Below are 14,721 nucleotides of genomic sequence, written 5' to 3' on the forward strand. Positions count from 1 at the left end.
GGGGAACTCGTGACCACTGCTGCTCCCGAGGACACGACCGTCCACATCCTCTGGATGAACGCCGGCCTGTCCTGCGACGGTGACTCGGTCGCCCTCACGGCGGCCACCCAGCCCTCCATCGAGGAAATCGCGCTCGGTGCCCTCCCCGGGCTGCCGACGGTCGCGGTGCACTGGCCCCTCATCGACTTCGAGTCCGGCCCCGACAAGGGCGCGGACACCTTCATCGAGTGGTTCTTCAAGGCCGAGCGCGGCGAGCTCGACGGCCCCTTCGTGCTCGTCGTCGAGGGCTCGGTGCCGAACGAGGCCATCAAGAAGGAGGGCTACTGGTCCGGGTTCGGCAACGATCCGGCCACCGGCCAGCCCCGGACCACCAGCGAGTGGATCGACCGCCTCGCGCCCAAGGCGGCCATCGTGCTCGCCGTCGGGACCTGCGCGACCTACGGCGGCATCCACGCCATGGCGGGCAACCCCACCGGCGCGATGGGCGTCGCGGACTACCTCGGCTGGGACTGGCGCTCGACGCTCGGCATCCCGATCGTCAACGTCCCGGGCTGCCCGGTGCACCCGGACAACCTCTCCGAGACGATCCTCTACCTGCTCTACCAGGCCGTCGGCGCCGCGCCGATGATCCCGCTCGACGAGGGCCTGCGGCCCACCTGGCTCTTCGGCGCGACCGTCCACGAGGGCTGCGACCGCGGCGGCTACTACGAGCAGGGTCAGTTCGCGACGGAGTACGGCCGACCCGAGTGCATCGTCAAGCTCGGCTGCTGGGGCCCGGTCGTGAAGTGCAACGTGCCCAAGCGCGGCTGGATCAACGGCATCGGCGGCTGCCCGAACGTCGGCGGGATCTGCATCGGCTGCACCATGCCCGGCTTCCCCGACAAGTTCATGCCGTTCATGGACCCGCCGCCCGGCAGCCGGATCTCCGGGGCCGCGAGCGGCGCCTACGGCGGGGTCATCCGCACGCTGCGCAACATCACGAAGAAGACCGTCGACGCCGAACCGCGGTGGCGCCACCGGGGCACGACGCTCGACACCGGCCACCACCCCGTCGCGTTCTGAGAGGTCGAGCCCGATGACCGCCACCGCACCGAAGCACTCGACGGACCTGAGGACCGACCTCGTCGAGATGGCCTGGGACCCGATCACCCGCATCGTCGGGAGCCTCGGGATCTACACGAAGATCGACTTCGGGGCGAAGCGCGTGGCCGAATGCCACTCGACGTCGTCGATCTTCCGTGGCTACTCCATCTTCATGAAGGGCAAGGACCCGCGGGACGCGCACTTCATCACCAGCAGGATCTGCGGCATCTGCGGGGACAACCACGCGACCTGCTCGGTCTACAACCAGAACATGGCCTACGGGGTCCGACCGCCGCACCTGGGTGAGTGGATCATCAATCTCGGCGAGGCCGCCGAGTACATGTTCGACCACAACCTCTACCAGGAGAACCTGGTCGGGGTGGACTTCTGCGAGAAGATGATCTCGGAGACGAACCCCGGGGTGCTGGAGCTCGCGAACCACACCGAGGCGCGGCACGCGGCCGAGCACGGCCACCGCACCGTCGGCGACATCATGCGGGCGCTCAACCCGTTCACCGGCGAGTTCTACCGCGAGGCCCTGCAGGTCTCCCGCTACACGCGCGAGATGTTCTGCCTGATGGAGGGCCGCCACGTCCACCCCTCGACGCTCTACCCGGGCGGCGTCGGCACCACGGCCACCATCCAGCTCTTCACCGACTACCTCTCCCGGCTGATGCGCTACGTGGAGTTCATGAAGCGGGTCGTGCCGATGCACGACGACCTCTTCGACTTCATGTACGAGGCGCTGCCCGGCTACGAGGAGGTCGGCCGCCGGCGCGTGCTGCTCGGCTGCTGGGGCTCGCTCAACGACCCGGAGCACTGCGACTTCGACTACCGCACGATGACGAACTGGGGACGGAAGATGTTCGTCACCCCCGGCGTCGTCGTCGACGGGAAGCTCGTCACCACCGACCTCGTCGAGATCAACCTCGGCATCCGCATCCTGCTCGGCAGCTCCTTCTACCGGGGCTGGGAGGACCAGGAGCGCTTCGTCCAGCGCGACCCGCTCGGCAACCCGGTGTCGGCGGACCACCCCTGGAACCAGCACACGATCCCGGCGCCGCAGAAGCGCGACTTCGACGACAAGTACTCCTGGACGATGTCGCCGCGCTGGTTCGACGGGACCGAACACCTGCCGCTGGACACCGGCGGCGGTCCCATCGCGCGCCTCTGGGCGACGGCGCTCGCCGGCCTCGTCGACACCGGGAACGTCCGGTCCACCGGCCACAGCGTCGAGATCCACCTGCCGCGGACGGCCCTCAGGCCGGAGCGGAGTTTCACGTGGACCCCGCCGGTCGACAGGAGCGGGGCGCCGCTGTCCAACGCGATCGAGCGCGACCGCGCCCGCACCTACTTCCAGGCCTACGCGGCGGCGATCGCGCTGCACTTCGTCGAGAAGGCGATGGCCGAGGTGCGCGGCGGCAACACCAGGACCTGGGAGAGCTTCGTCGTCCCCGACGAGTCCGTGAGCTGCGGGTTCACCGAGGCCGTGCGCGGGGTGCTCTCCCACCACATGGTGGTGCGTGGCGGGAGGATCGCGAACTACCACCCGTACCCGCCGACACCGTGGAACGGCAGCGTCCGCGACCGGTACGGCACGCCCGGTCCCTACGAGGACGCGGTGCAGAACACCCCGATCTTCGAGGAGAACACCCCGGAGAACTTCAAGGGCATCGACATCATGCGGGCCGTCCGCAGCTTCGACCCGTGCCTGCCCTGCGGCGTACACATGTACCTGGGGAACGGCAGGGCGCTGCACCGGGAGACCTCGCCGACGCAGCTGAACCTCCCGTGATGGCGGGCCACGGAACCCCCGGGGCCCCCGACGCCGCCCAGCTCGCGCGGGCCATCGAGGAGATCCTCGGCGAGCTCGCCGCCGCCGGGGAGGAACCTGCTCGGGCGGGGGAGGAGCTCATCCGCGTCCTGCTCGCCTTCTACGGCGCCGGGCTGGAGCAGCTGGTCTCGGTGGTGCGGGTCGCGGGCGGCGAGGACCTGCTGTACCGGCTCGGTGCCGACCCCTTGGTGGCGGCGCTGCTCGCGCTGCACGACCTGCACCCCGTCGACCTCCCGACGCGGGTCGGGCACGCCCTGGACACCGCACGCAGACGGCTCGGGAGCCACGGATCCGGGGTCGCGCTGGACCACCTCGAGCTGGACACCGGGACGGCGCACGTACGCCTCGGGAGCGGCTGCGGGGGCGGGGAGACGGTGCGCGACGTCGTCCGGCGGGCGCTGGGCGAGCTCGCGCCGGAGGTCGGCGACGTCGTGTTCCTCACCGAGCCCGCGAGCCCGGCCCTGGTCCAGATCGGGATGCGGCCGCCCGAGCTCGCGGCGGGGTCGTGAGCGCGGGGGGCGTCGCCGGGCTCCGGCGGTTCCTGGTCGCCCGCCCGGCGCCGGTCGTGGTGGAGCGGTGCGACCTGTGCGCGGCGGAGCTCCCCGGGGAGCACGGCCACCTGGTCCGCCCCGGCGAGCGCGCCCTGCGCTGCGCGTGCCGGCCGTGCAGCCTGCTCTTCGACGCCGAGCGCGTGGGGACCGACGGGGCCTTCGTCACCGGCTACCGGACCGTGCCCGACCGCTACCGCCGCGACCCCGCCTTCACGCTGACCGACGCCGCCTGGGACGCCCTGCAGATTCCGGTCTCGACGGCGTTCTTCCTGCTCGACTCCACCCGCGACGGCGTCCTCGCCTGCTACCCGAGCCCGGCGGGCGCCACCGAGAGCGAGCTGGGAATGGACTCGTTCGACGACGGCGTCGGCGCGACCCGGCTCGCCACCCTGCTCCGCCCCGACGTCGAGGCCCTGCTCGTGCGGCGCCCACGCGACGGCGGGACGGGCATCGATGGTCCAGCTGCGCTCCGCTGCGTGTCCGAATGCTTCCTCGTCCCGATCGACGCCTGCTACCGCCTCGTCGGGCTCGTGCGCACCACGTGGAAGGGGTTCGACGGCGGGGCGGCGGCGTGGGCGGCGATCGACGGGTTCTTCGCCGACGTCCGGGCGCGGGCGCGCGACCTGCGCCCCGACGAGGGGGTGCCGACCCGATGACGCTGCCGTTCCCGCGCTCGGCGCCGGGACCCGCGCTGCACTTCGCGGTGGAGTCCGCCGACCACGACCCGCACGCGATGGGCCCGACGCTGCGGCTGCACGTCCGCATCGGCGACGCGACCGGGACGACGGTGCACGCGATCGCGCTGCGCACCCAGATCCGGATCGAACCCCGGCGCCGGCGCTACGACGAGGCCGAGCAGCACCGGCTCGTGGAGCTCTTCGGAGAGCCCGGCGACTGGTCCCGCTCCTGCCGGCCGATGCAGCTCGCGACCGTCGCCACCATGATCGGGACGTTCGCCGGAGCCACCACCGCCGTGGTCGAGGTGCCGCTGACCGCCGACGTCGAGGTCGCCTCGACCCGCTACTTCCGCGGCCTCGACGACGGCGAGGTCCCGCTGCTGCTGCTCTTCAGCGGGACGGTGTTCTACCGCTCCGCGCGGGAGGTCCAGGTCGGCCTCGTCCCCTGGCACGAGGAGGCCACGTTCCGGCTCCCGGTCGCGCTGTGGCGGGAGGCCATGGCCGCCCACCACGCCGGCACCGGGTGGGTCGCGCTGCCCGAGCACACGCTGGCGCGGCTCACCGCGTGGCGCGCCGAGCAGGCGCTGCCGAGCTGGGAGCAGACGATCGACGAGCTGCTGCGGCGCGCCGGGGGCACGTCGTGAGCGCGCCCGACCTCGACGACGTCGCCGGGATCGCCGACGCCGTCCTCTTCGAGGGCTACCTGCTCTACCCGTACCGGGCCTCGGCCCGGAAGAACGCGCTGCGCTGGCAGTTCGGGGTGCTCCTCCCGGCCGGGGCGGGAGCCGGCGAGCCGTCGGCCAGCCGCACCGAGTGCCTCGTCGAACCCCGTCCGGGCGCGCGGCTCTCGCTGCGGCTGCGGTTCCTGCACCGGCAGCGCCGCACCGTGCTCGACCCCGCCGGCGTCCCGTGCGAGCGGCTCGACGTCGACGGCGCGCCCCACTTCGGCTGGGACGAGGGCGTGCCCCGCCAGGTCGACGCCGAGATCGGGTTCGACGAGCTGGCCGGCGGACCGGTCACCGTCGCCGTCGCGGTCCCGGCGGCGCGGTCGGGGACGCCGATCCACGACGGCGCGGGAACGGTGCGGGGCGCCTACGTGCGCGAGACCGACCCGCTCGTCGGCCGCGTCGTCGTCGGGGTCGACGCGCCCCCGGGCCCGTACGGGGCGATGCGGCTGCGCCTCGACGTCGTGAACGACGCGTGGGTCGCCGGCGACGGCGGACGCGAGCGGGCGCTGGACCGCGCGTTCATCGCCGCCCACACCGTGCTCGCCCTCGACCGCGGCACCTTCGTCTCGTCGACGGACCCACCGGAGTGGGCCGCCCCCGCCGTCGCGGCCTGCGTCAACGAGCACAGCTGGCCGGTGCTCGCGGGCCCGCCGGGGTGCACCTCGCTGCTGCTCGCGACCCCGATCATCCTCGCCGACCACCCCCAGCTCGCCCGGGAGAGCCCGACCGACCTCTTCGACGGCACCGAGAACGACGAGATCCTCACCCTGCGCACGGCCGCCCTCACCGACGCCGAGAAGCGCGAGGCGCGCGCCACCGACCCCCGCGCCGCCGACCTGCTCGACGCGATCGAGGCGATGGGCCCGGCGATGGTCGAGCGCCTGCACGGCGTGATCCGGCGCGACGGCCGCGCGCCGGACGACATCCCGACCCTGGCCGTCCCGGACGCGCCGTGGTGGGACCCCGGCGCCGATGCGTCGGTCGACCCGGCGTCGGACGCGGTGCTCGTCGGCGACGTCGAGGTGCGCGCGGGCAGCACGGTCGTCCTGTGGCCCCGCGCCGGCGGCGACGCCCAGGACCTGTTCCTGCGCGGGCGCCGCGGCACCGTGCAGGCCGTCCTGCACGACGTCGACGGCCTGGTGCACGTCGCGGTGTCGCTCGACGACGACCCGACCGACCTGCAGACCGCGCACGGCCGGTTCCGCTACTTCGCGCCCGACGAGCTGGCGGTGGCGCCGTCATGAGGATCCTGGTGGCGGGGGTCGGCAACGTGCTGTGCTCCGACGACGGCTTCGGTCCCGAGGTCGCCGCGCGCCTGCTCGCCCGGCCCGCCGAGGTGCCCGCGGGCGTGGAGGTGGTCGACGTCGGCATCCGCGGCCTGCACCTGGCCTACCGCCTGCTCGACGGCTACGACGTGCTGCTGATCGTCGACGTGACCCGCCGCGGCGCGTCCCCGGGCGAGCTGTGCCTGCTCGAGCACGATCTCGCCGCACCGGCCGAGGCCGATCTCGATCCCCACGGCATGTCGCCCGACGCGGTCCTCGCGCTGCTCGACGGGCTCGCCCGGGACACCGCGGCGGGAGCGGGCGCCCGCGACGTCGTCGGGCGGGTACTGGTGCTCGGCTGCGAGCCGGCGGTCCTCGACCCCGGGATGGGTCTGAGCCCACCGGTGCACGCGGCCGTCGACGAGGCGGTCGCGGCGGTCGGCCGGGTGCTCGCGCGCCTGCTCGCCGGACAGGACTTCGAAGCCACGCGGAAGGAAGGGGTCGCACGATGATCAAACTGCTGGGGCTGGCGGCGCTGGTCGGGGTCGGCTGGGTCGCCTACGACTCGCGCGGCGACATCCGCCGCTACCTGCGCATCCGGGCGATGTAGGCCGTGCACGAGTTCGGCGTCGCCGCGGCGGTGCTCGACGCCGTCGAGGCGCGCGCCGCCGGCCGGGACGTGCGCGCCGTGCGCCTGCACGTCGGGGCGCTGCAGCGCCTCGACCGCGACGTCTTCGACGCCGCCTTCGCGATGGTCGCCGACGGCGGGGTCGCCGCGGGGGCGGCCCTGGACGTCGTCGAGGTCGCCGTCCGCGTGCGCTGCCGCGGGTGCGCCGCCACGACCACGGGCGACGAGCTCGTCGTCGCCTGCGGGACCTGCGGCGCCCACGACCTCGACCTCCTCGCCGGGGACGACCTCGTCCTGGAGTCGATCACCCTGACCGACACCCGCACCGAACAGGAGGTGGGCTAGATGTGCCTCGGCATCCCGGGCGAGCTGGTCGAGCTGCCCCACGACGACACGGACCTGGCGCTGGTGGCGGTCAGCGGCGTCCGGCGCAAGGTCAACGTCGGGCTGCTGGCCGGAGAGGAGGCGCTCGCCGTCGGCGACTGGATCCTCATCCACGTCGGCTTCGCCCTCGCGAGGATCGACGAGGAGGAGGCCGCGTCGGCGCTGCGTGTGCTGCGCCGGCTGGGCCCGGCCTACGACCAGGAACTGCAGGACTTCGCGACGACGGACGTGGGGTGAGCCCGATGCGCTTCGTCGACGAGTTCCGGGACCCCGAGGCCGCCCGCCACCTGGCGCGGGGCATCGCCGAGCTGTGCGAGCCCGGGCGGCGCTACGCGTTCATGGAGGTGTGCGGCGGGCACACGCACACGATCTACAAGCACGGGTTGGAGGACCACCTGCCCGACGACGTCCGGCTCGTGCACGGCCCGGGCTGCCCCGTCTGCGTGCTGCCGATGGGCCGCGTCGACGACGCCATCGCGATCGCCGAGCACGACGACGTGATCATGACGGCGTTCGGGGACATGATGCGGGTGCCCGGCGGGCACGGTTCGTTCTTCGACGCGAAGGCCGCCGGGGCCGACATCCGGATGGTGTACTCGCCGCTGGACGCGCTGAAGATCGCGCGGAACAACCCCGACCGGCGCGTCGTGTTCATGGCGATCGGTTTCGAGACGACGGCGCCGTCGACGGCGATGACGGTGCTCCGTGCGCAGGCCGAGGGGCTGGAGAACTTCGCGGTCTTCGCCAACCACGTCACGATCATCCCGGCGATCAAGGCCATCCTGGACTCGCCCGACCTGCGTCTGGACGGCTTCCTCGGCCCGGGCCACGTCTCGACGGTCATCGGGTGCCGGCCCTACGAGTTCATCGCCCGCGACCACGCGAAACCGCTGGTCACGGCCGGGTTCGAGCCGCTGGACATCCTCCAGTCCGTCCACTGGCTGATGCGTCAGCTCGCCGAGGGGCGCTGCGAGGTCGAGAACCAGTACAGCCGCGTCGTCCCGTGGGACGGGAACCGGCGCGCGCTCGAGGTGATCGGCCGCGTGATGGAGCTGCGGCCCTGGTTCGAGTGGCGGGGCCTGGGCTTCATCTCGCACTCGGCCATGCAGCTCCGTGAGGAGTTCGCGGCGTTCGACGCCGAGCGCCTCTTCGACGTCCCCGGGGTGCGGGTGGCCGACCCGAAGGCGTGCCAGTGCGGTGAGGTGCTCAAGGGCGTCCTCGAGCCGTGGGAGTGCAAGGTGTTCGGCACCGCGTGCACCCCGGAGACGCCCATCGGGACGTGCATGGTCTCGTCGGAGGGGGCGTGCGCGGCGTACTACAACTTCGGGCGCTTCAGCCGGGCCCGCGTCCGCGGGGCCACTCTGCTCGCCGACCCGGTGGTGATGCGGCGATGACCTCCACCCCCGAGAGGGCCACCTGGGCCGAGGACGCGGTCGCGGCCCACGCCGGGTCCGAGCACCTGCGGACCGAGGAGCAGGTCCTCGAGCGCATCGAGCGGGCGCGCCGGCGCCGGCCGCGGGTGCGCGAGGAGCGGATCACGCTCGCGCACGGGGCGGGTGGCAGGGCGACGAGCACGTTGATCGAGGCGGTGTTCCTCGACGCCTTCCGGAATCCCGAGCTCGAGCGGCTCGGCGACGCGGCGGCCGTCGGGATCGGGGTCGGCGACACCCGCATCGCCTTCACCACCGACTCCTACGTGGTCTCCCCGCTGTTCTTCCCCGGCGGCTCGATCGGCGACCTCGCGGTCAACGGCACCGTCAACGACCTCGCCGTCTCCGGCGCCCGCCCGCTGCACCTCTCGGCGGGCTTCGTGCTCGAGGAGGGCTTCGCGGTCGAGGACCTCCGCCGCATCGTGGACGCGATGGCCGTGGCCGCCGACGCGGCGGGGGTGCGGATCGTCACCGGTGACACGAAGGTCGTCGAGCGCGGCAAGGCCGACGGCTGCTTCATCACCACCGCCGGGGTCGGGCTGCTGGACCGGTCGGTCGTGCTCGACGCGGGCGCCGCCCGCCCCGGCGACGTCGTGATCGTCTCCGGCCCGATCGGCGACCACGGCGTCACCGTGATGCTCGCGCGCGGCGACCTCGACGTGGAGTCCGACCTCGTCTCCGACACCGCGCCGCTGCACTCGCTCTGCGCCGATCTCCTCGACGCGGGCGGCGACGGGGTCCGCGTCATGCGTGACGCGACCCGCGGCGGCGTGGCCACGATCCTCAACGAGATCGCGCGGGCGTCGGGGGCCGCGGTCGTCGTCGACGAGGCGGCCGTGCCGGTGCGCACGGAGGTCACCGGCGCGGCCGAGCTGCTCGGCATCGACCCGCTCTACATCGCGTGCGAGGGCCGCCTGGTGGCCGTGGTCGCCGAGGAGCGCGCCGAGGCCGTCCTCGCGGCGATGCGGGCCCATCCGACCGGCGCGGAGTCCGCCGTCATCGGGCGGGTCGCCGAGGACCCGCCCGGGCTCGTCCTGCTCCGCACGGCCTTCGGCGGCACGCGGATCGTCGACGTGCTCGTCGGGGATCCGTTGCCCCGGATCTGCTGAGGGCCCGTTTCGCCGGCGTCGAGACCGACCCCGTCCGGCGGGTCTGCCGCCTCCGGTCTCATACCCGGAACGTCTCGCGGACGAGCTCGGCCAGCACCTGGTAGACGCTGGTCTGTGCCTCCTGGATCCGGTGTACCGACGACGAGGGCATGACGAACAGGTGGTCGACGGTGCCGGGCTCGGCCATCCGCCCGCCGTCACCGCCCGCCAGCCCGACGGTCACCATCCCGACCCGTCGCGCGGCCGCCAACCCCGCCAGCACGTTCGACGATCCCCCGCTCGTCGAGAGCCCGAACGCGACGTCCCCCGGCCGACCCATCGCCGCCAGCGGCCGGGCGAACACCACCTCGAAGGAGACGTCGTTGGACAACGCCGTGAGGGCCGCGACGTCGGCGGTGAGGGCGACGGCGGGCAGTCCCGCGCCGAGACCGTCCGGGCGCATGAACGACGCCGCAACTGCCTGGGCGTCCGTGCTGCTCCCGCCGTTCCCGAACGCGAACAGCCGCCCGCCCGACCGGAACGAGTCCGCCACCGCACGAGCGCACGCGGCCAGGCCCTCGGCCTGCTCGCCCGCCACCCGCAGCCGCAGCGCGTCGATCTCGGCGACCTTCTCGCGGGTCGACCGGGCCACCTCCCCGAGCACGCGGTCCGCGGCCGACGCGCCCGACGCCCCCGTCGCCGCGTAGAGGAACGGGTAGAGCGACTCCAGCCCCCCGCTCACGCGACGCGCCCCGGCAGCGAGTCGGGGTTCTCGAGGAACACGTGCACCAGCTCCCAGAGCACGTGGTAGATCGTCACGTGCATCTCCCGGACCACGGCCGGGTCCGACGACCGCGCGAGCACCAGGTGGTCGACGTCGGGCGACCCGGCGAGCAGGCCGCCGTCGCCCCCGGCGAGCGCGACCGTGAGGAGACCGTGCTCGTGCGCGACCTCGAGGGCGTGCGCGACGTTCTCGCAGTGCCCATGGATCGACAGGCCCAGGGCGATGTCTTCCGACGCGGCCAGCGCACGGAGCGGGGTCGCGAACGTCTCGTGCGGCCCACCGGCCGTCAGGGCCGCCGTGAGCGTCGCAGCGTCGTTCGCCAGCGATACCGCCGGCAGGGCCCGCTTCCCGACGATGACGGGGTGCACGAACTCGACCGCGAGGTGCGCCGCGTCCGCCGCGGCCGTCCCGTTGCCGAAGGTCAGCAGCCGCCCGCCCGCGGCGAAGCGGCCCGCCATCGCCCGGCACGCGGCCGCGACCCCCTCGGCCTCGTCGGCGAGCGCGGCCGTCGCGGACCGCCGCCGGTCGAACGCCGCGACGACGGCCGCGGACTCCACATCACCCACGCCGCTCACCCCACCACTCCCCGACGCACGTCCTGCGCCGCCGCCACCGCGGCCTGCCCGAGGCTGATCCCGCCGTCGTTGCACGGCACCCGGCTCGGCACGAGGACATCCAGCCCGGCCGCCTCGAGCCCCGTCCGGACGCGCTCGAGCAGCACCTCGTTGACGAACACCCCACCGGAGAGCGCCACGGTTCCGACGCCGCGCTCCCCGGCCGCCTCGGCCACGGCCCCGACGGTCGCATCCGCGAGCCCGTGGTGGAACCGCGCGGCGATCCGCCCGACGGCGACGCCCGCGCGCAGGTCGTCGGCCGCGGCCTGCACGAGGTCGGTCCCCTCGAGCACGCCGTCACGCACCCGGACGGGGTATCCGCGCCGCTCGGAGGGGTCGACACGCTGTTCGAGCTCGATCGCCGCCTGGCCCTCGTAGGTCACGGTGTCCCGGACGTCCAGCAGCGCGGCGACGGCGTCGAAGAGCCGCCCGACGCTCGACGTCGCCGGCGACCGCACGCCGCGTCGCGCCATCGAGGCGACCGCGTCCCAGCGCTCGGCGTGGCGATCCCGAACAGCGAGCCCCCGCGCCTCCGGCAGGTGGGCGACGACCATCCGCCACGGCTCGCGCACCGCCGCCGCCCCGCCCGGCAGGGGCACACACGCCAGGTGTCCGACCCGCTCGTAGCCCGCGAGGTCGGCCAGCAGCAGCTCCCCGCCCCAGATCGTGCCGTCGTCTCCCAGCCCGGTGCCGTCGAACGCGACGCCGAGCACGGGCGGGTCGTCGGGACCCCGCCCGTGCTCGGCCAGGCAGGCCGCCACGTGCGCGTGGTGGTGCTGCACGCCGACCAGGGCCAGGTCCGGCTCCGCGTCCGCCCGCGCCAGCGCCTCGGCCGTCGAGAGGTACTCGGGGTGGCGGTCGTGGGCGAGCACGACGGGCTCGACGTCGAAGAGCCGCGCGAGGTGGCCGGTCATGTGCCGGAAGGATCGCAGCGCCTCGGGATTGGTGAGGTCGCCCAGGTGCGGGGAGAGGAACGCCCGCCGACCGCGGACGAGGCAGACCGTGCTCTTGACCTCCGCGCCGAGCCCCAGCACCGGCCGCAGGGCCCCGAACCCGAGCGCCACCGGCTCCGGGGCGTACCCCCGCGCCCGGCGGACCGGCAGCTCACGGCCCCGGTGCATCCGGACCACCGAATCCTCCGTCCGCACGTGGATCGGGCGGTCGTGGGTCAGGAAGGCGTCCACGAGCGGCGCGAGCCGGTCCGCGGCGTCCGCGTCGTCGACGGCGATGGGTTCGTCGGAGAGGTTCCCGCTGGTCAGCACGAACGGGACGCCGAGCTCGGCGGCGAGCAGGTGGTGCAGCCCGGTGTAGGGGAGCAGGACGCCGAGGTCGCGGTTCCCCGGCGCGACGGCGGCCGCCACCGCCGCCCCGGGCCGGCGCCGCAGCAGCGTGATCGGGCGGCGCCGCGAGGACAGCACGGCCGCGGCCGCATCGTCGACGACGACGAGCCCGCGGGCGGTCGCGACGTCGGCGACCATCACCGCGAACGCCTTCTCCGCACGGTGCTTGCGCGCCCGCAGCCGCGCGACGGCGGCCTCGTCGTCGGCCCGCGCGGCGAGGTGGTACCCGCCGAGGCCCTTGACCGCGAGCACGGCGCCGTCGGCGAGCAGACCGGCCGCCGCCCGCAGCGCCGCATCCCCGGAGCGGTCGCCGAGCCGCAGCGTCGGCCCGCACGCCGGGCAGCAGGTCGGCTGTGCATGGAAGCGGCGGTCGGCCGGGTCGCGGTACTCCGCGGCACACGCGGCACACATCGCGAAGCCCGCCATGGTCGTCGTGGCGCGGTCGTAGGGGACGGCGCGGACGATCGTGAACCGGGGGCCGCAGCGCGTGCAGTTGACGAAGGGGTAGCGGTGGCGCCGGTCGGCCGGGTCGGCGAGCTCGGCGAGGCAGTCGTCGCAGGTCGCGGTGTCCGCGGAGACCAGCGCGTCGCGCCGCCCGGTCACGGAGCTGACCCCGATGACGAACGTCGACTCGCCCCGCGGCGCCACCACGGCCGTCGTCACGGACTCGACGACGGCGAGGGCGGGCGGTTCCCGGCGCAGCGCGGCGAGGAACGCGTCGACCCCCTCGAGGCGGCCCTCGACCTCGGCGAGCACCCCGGTGCCGTCGTTGCCGACGAACCCGCCGAGATCGTGCGCCGTCGCGAGCGCGTGCACGTAGGGGCGGAACCCGACGCCCTGCACGATCCCCGACACCCGGACCTGCACGCGGCAGCGCTCCGCGGCGGCGGTCACCCCGCGCCCGCGGGATCGGCGGCCGCGTCGAGACGCGCGATGGCCTCCTTCGCGTGCACCAGCACGACGTCCCCGACCGCGGCGTCGACGAGCGCGACCGAGATCTCCTCGACGCCGAGACCGGTCTCGACCCGCGCGAGGGCGCCGTCGAGCACCGCCACCACCCGCACCGGGACGGCCTCGTCGGCGCAGGTCACGCAGACCTCGCCGGCGCAGGGAGACGGCCCGGTCACGGGGCCGCCTCCCGCCGGTCCCGACCGCCGCTCGGGGCCAGGGCGGCCTCCCCGCAGCGGGTCAGGAAGCGGTGCACGAGGTGGTGGGTCACCTCGAGCAGCTCGATCTGGTGGCGCAGGGTGTCGGTGCCGGCGGCCGTCAGCGAGTACGTGCGCCGAGCGGGCCCGGACCCGGAGGTCGACCACGTCGAGCGCACGAGCCCCTCGCGCTCGAAGGCGCGCAGCGTGCGGTAGACCCCACCGGCGTCGAGGTCGTCGATGAAGGTGGCGTGGAGGCGTTCGACGAGGTCGTACCCGTGCGCCGGTCGTTCCCGGAGGAGCAGCAGCAGGCACGGGCGGACGAAGTTCCGTGGTTCGCACTCGCCCATCGCGGAGCCCCCGCCCGCCTTGCCGTGTGTGTTCTGGGTCACCTATCGTGCTCCTCGATTTGTGCGTTGCCAAGGTCTGCGGTAACGCAATCGACGAGGGCGGCGGTCGAGATGGACGACGTGTCGCGGGCCCTGCTGCGGCTCTGGGACGCCACCGACGACGCCGTCGCGGGCATGGACGCCGTCGACTGGTCGCGGCCGCTGGTCCCCTCCGGTGCGCCCGACGCCGTGGCCTCGGCGGTGCTGGGGACCGGCGGGACGGACGTCGCCGGCCTCGTCACCCATCTGACCGGAGTGCACTACGCCGGACCGGACCGGCTGCGTGCCGCGCTCGCCACGGCCCACGAGCGGGCGGAGCGTGCCGTCCTCACGGCGGCGCCGTCCGAACGGACGCTGCAGGCACAGTGCCTCGACATGTGCCTGCACGCCCACGACCTGCACGAGGCGCTCGGCCTCGAGCTCGACCCGGCGGCCGCGGCCCCGGCCGCGGTGGCCGCGTGCCGGCTCGCCATCGGCTTCGTGCCCCGGCTGCTCCTGCGCACGGGCGCCCGCGCGGCCTGCCTGCACCTGCTGGTGCGCGACGGCGCGAACGGCCCGGTGGTGATCGACCGCATCGTCCGGGTGGGGGAGGGCGCCGCGGTCCCGACGGCGGAGGTGGACGCGGACGCCGGGGCGTTGCTGCTGCTGCTCGCCGGCCGCCGCGGGGCGGAGGAACTCGGCGGCGCGGGCCGGGTGGTCTGGAGCGGGCGTATCGCCGAGTCGCTGGTCGGCGTCTGACCTGAGAGGCCCGGGCTCAGACGTCCGGGCGGCGGAGCAGCCT

Annotated in this window: 18 protein-coding genes; 13 read left to right on the forward strand and 5 right to left on the reverse strand. The window is 74.3% G+C overall.

All coding sequences use genetic code 11. The features are described 5' to 3' along the window. Nucleotides 1-54 precede the first annotated feature (54 nt). From A3CO_RS0102410 to hypE, 12 genes are all read left to right on the forward strand, one after another. Nucleotides 55-1,062 carry an NADH-quinone oxidoreductase subunit B family protein gene (locus tag A3CO_RS0102410; protein ID WP_051085832.1) on the forward strand — a complete coding sequence of 336 codons (1,008 nt, stop codon included), beginning with the start codon at nucleotides 55-57 and terminating at the stop codon, nucleotides 1,060-1,062. A gap of 13 nt (nucleotides 1,063-1,075) precedes the next feature. After that, entirely contained in the window at nucleotides 1,076-2,878 is a 1,803-nt protein-coding gene (locus A3CO_RS0102415) for a nickel-dependent hydrogenase large subunit (RefSeq protein WP_018330638.1), read from the forward strand. After that, nucleotides 2,878-3,426, forward strand: a complete 549-nt coding sequence (locus tag A3CO_RS29705; protein ID WP_018330639.1) for a NifU family protein — start codon at nucleotides 2,878-2,880, stop codon at nucleotides 3,424-3,426. The genes A3CO_RS0102415 and A3CO_RS29705 overlap by 1 nt, the downstream gene beginning before the upstream one ends. Continuing rightward, entirely contained in the window at nucleotides 3,423-4,124 is a 702-nt protein-coding gene (locus tag A3CO_RS0102425) for a DUF5947 family protein (RefSeq protein ID WP_018330640.1), read from the forward strand. Before A3CO_RS29705 ends, A3CO_RS0102425 begins: the two co-directional genes overlap by 4 nt. Continuing rightward, nucleotides 4,121-4,789: a DUF6084 family protein gene (locus A3CO_RS0102430; protein WP_018330641.1), complete on the forward strand. Its 669-nt coding sequence runs from the start codon at nucleotides 4,121-4,123 to the stop codon at nucleotides 4,787-4,789. Before A3CO_RS0102425 ends, A3CO_RS0102430 begins: the two co-directional genes overlap by 4 nt. Next, complete coding sequence (locus tag A3CO_RS0102435; RefSeq protein ID WP_018330642.1) at nucleotides 4,786-6,117, forward strand: hypothetical protein; 1,332 nt, start codon at nucleotides 4,786-4,788, stop codon at nucleotides 6,115-6,117. The genes A3CO_RS0102430 and A3CO_RS0102435 overlap by 4 nt, the downstream gene beginning before the upstream one ends. After that, nucleotides 6,114-6,650: a hydrogenase maturation protease gene (locus A3CO_RS29710; protein ID WP_018330643.1), complete on the forward strand. Its 537-nt coding sequence runs from the start codon at nucleotides 6,114-6,116 to the stop codon at nucleotides 6,648-6,650. The genes A3CO_RS0102435 and A3CO_RS29710 overlap by 4 nt, the downstream gene beginning before the upstream one ends. Next, the gene (locus tag A3CO_RS40300; RefSeq protein ID WP_018330644.1) at nucleotides 6,647-6,748 is read left to right on the forward strand and encodes a DUF6893 family small protein; all 102 of its coding nucleotides are present in this window, start codon (nucleotides 6,647-6,649) and stop codon (nucleotides 6,746-6,748) included. Before A3CO_RS29710 ends, A3CO_RS40300 begins: the two co-directional genes overlap by 4 nt. A 3-nt stretch (nucleotides 6,749-6,751) precedes the next feature. Then, nucleotides 6,752-7,111: a hydrogenase maturation nickel metallochaperone HypA gene (locus tag A3CO_RS0102450; protein ID WP_018330645.1), complete on the forward strand. Its 360-nt coding sequence runs from the start codon at nucleotides 6,752-6,754 to the stop codon at nucleotides 7,109-7,111. Continuing rightward, nucleotides 7,112-7,387, forward strand: coding sequence for a HypC/HybG/HupF family hydrogenase formation chaperone (locus A3CO_RS0102455; RefSeq protein WP_018330646.1), 276 nt, complete (start codon nucleotides 7,112-7,114; stop codon nucleotides 7,385-7,387). Nucleotides 7,388-7,392: 5 nt separating this feature from the next. Beyond that, nucleotides 7,393-8,544: a hydrogenase formation protein HypD gene (hypD, locus tag A3CO_RS0102460; protein ID WP_026204214.1), complete on the forward strand. Its 1,152-nt coding sequence runs from the start codon at nucleotides 7,393-7,395 to the stop codon at nucleotides 8,542-8,544. Nucleotides 8,545-8,609: 65 nt separating this feature from the next. Next, nucleotides 8,610-9,689, forward strand: coding sequence for a hydrogenase expression/formation protein HypE (gene hypE / locus A3CO_RS0102465; RefSeq protein ID WP_026204215.1), 1,080 nt, complete (start codon nucleotides 8,610-8,612; stop codon nucleotides 9,687-9,689). A 58-nt stretch (nucleotides 9,690-9,747) separates the two neighbouring features. Here the strand turns inward: hypE and A3CO_RS0102470 are convergent, their stop codons facing one another. From A3CO_RS0102470 to A3CO_RS35230, 5 genes are read right to left on the reverse strand one after another with little or no spacing between them, the layout of a single operon-like run. Then, entirely contained in the window at nucleotides 9,748-10,410 is a 663-nt protein-coding gene (locus tag A3CO_RS0102470; RefSeq protein ID WP_018330649.1) for a D-sedoheptulose-7-phosphate isomerase, read from the reverse strand. Then, nucleotides 10,407-11,009: an SIS domain-containing protein gene (locus tag A3CO_RS0102475; RefSeq protein WP_018330650.1), complete on the reverse strand. Its 603-nt coding sequence runs from the start codon at nucleotides 11,007-11,009 to the stop codon at nucleotides 10,407-10,409. The genes A3CO_RS0102470 and A3CO_RS0102475 overlap by 4 nt, the downstream gene beginning before the upstream one ends. A gap of 14 nt (nucleotides 11,010-11,023) precedes the next feature. Then, on the reverse strand, nucleotides 11,024-13,300 hold the full coding sequence (gene hypF, locus A3CO_RS0102480) for a carbamoyltransferase HypF (RefSeq protein ID WP_018330651.1): 2,277 nt from the start codon (nucleotides 13,298-13,300) through the stop codon (nucleotides 11,024-11,026). Beyond that, nucleotides 13,297-13,533 carry a HypC/HybG/HupF family hydrogenase formation chaperone gene (locus A3CO_RS0102485; protein WP_026204216.1) on the reverse strand — a complete coding sequence of 79 codons (237 nt, stop codon included), beginning with the start codon at nucleotides 13,531-13,533 and terminating at the stop codon, nucleotides 13,297-13,299. The genes hypF and A3CO_RS0102485 overlap by 4 nt, the downstream gene beginning before the upstream one ends. Further along, a complete protein-coding gene (locus A3CO_RS35230; protein WP_018330653.1) occupies nucleotides 13,530-13,943 on the reverse strand; it encodes a helix-turn-helix transcriptional regulator in 414 nt (137 codons plus the stop codon). Before A3CO_RS35230 ends, A3CO_RS0102485 begins: the two co-directional genes overlap by 4 nt. A 69-nt stretch (nucleotides 13,944-14,012) precedes the next feature. On the opposite strand from A3CO_RS35230, the gene A3CO_RS0102495 reads away from it, so the two are divergent. Further along, the gene (locus A3CO_RS0102495) at nucleotides 14,013-14,678 is read left to right on the forward strand and encodes a hypothetical protein (protein WP_018330654.1); all 666 of its coding nucleotides are present in this window, start codon (nucleotides 14,013-14,015) and stop codon (nucleotides 14,676-14,678) included. Nucleotides 14,679-14,721 lie beyond the last annotated feature (43 nt).

Origin of the sequence: Actinomycetospora chiangmaiensis DSM 45062, assembly GCF_000379625.1 — a bacterium.
In the GTDB taxonomy this organism is placed as follows: Bacteria; Actinomycetota; Actinomycetes; order Mycobacteriales; family Pseudonocardiaceae; genus Actinomycetospora; species Actinomycetospora chiangmaiensis.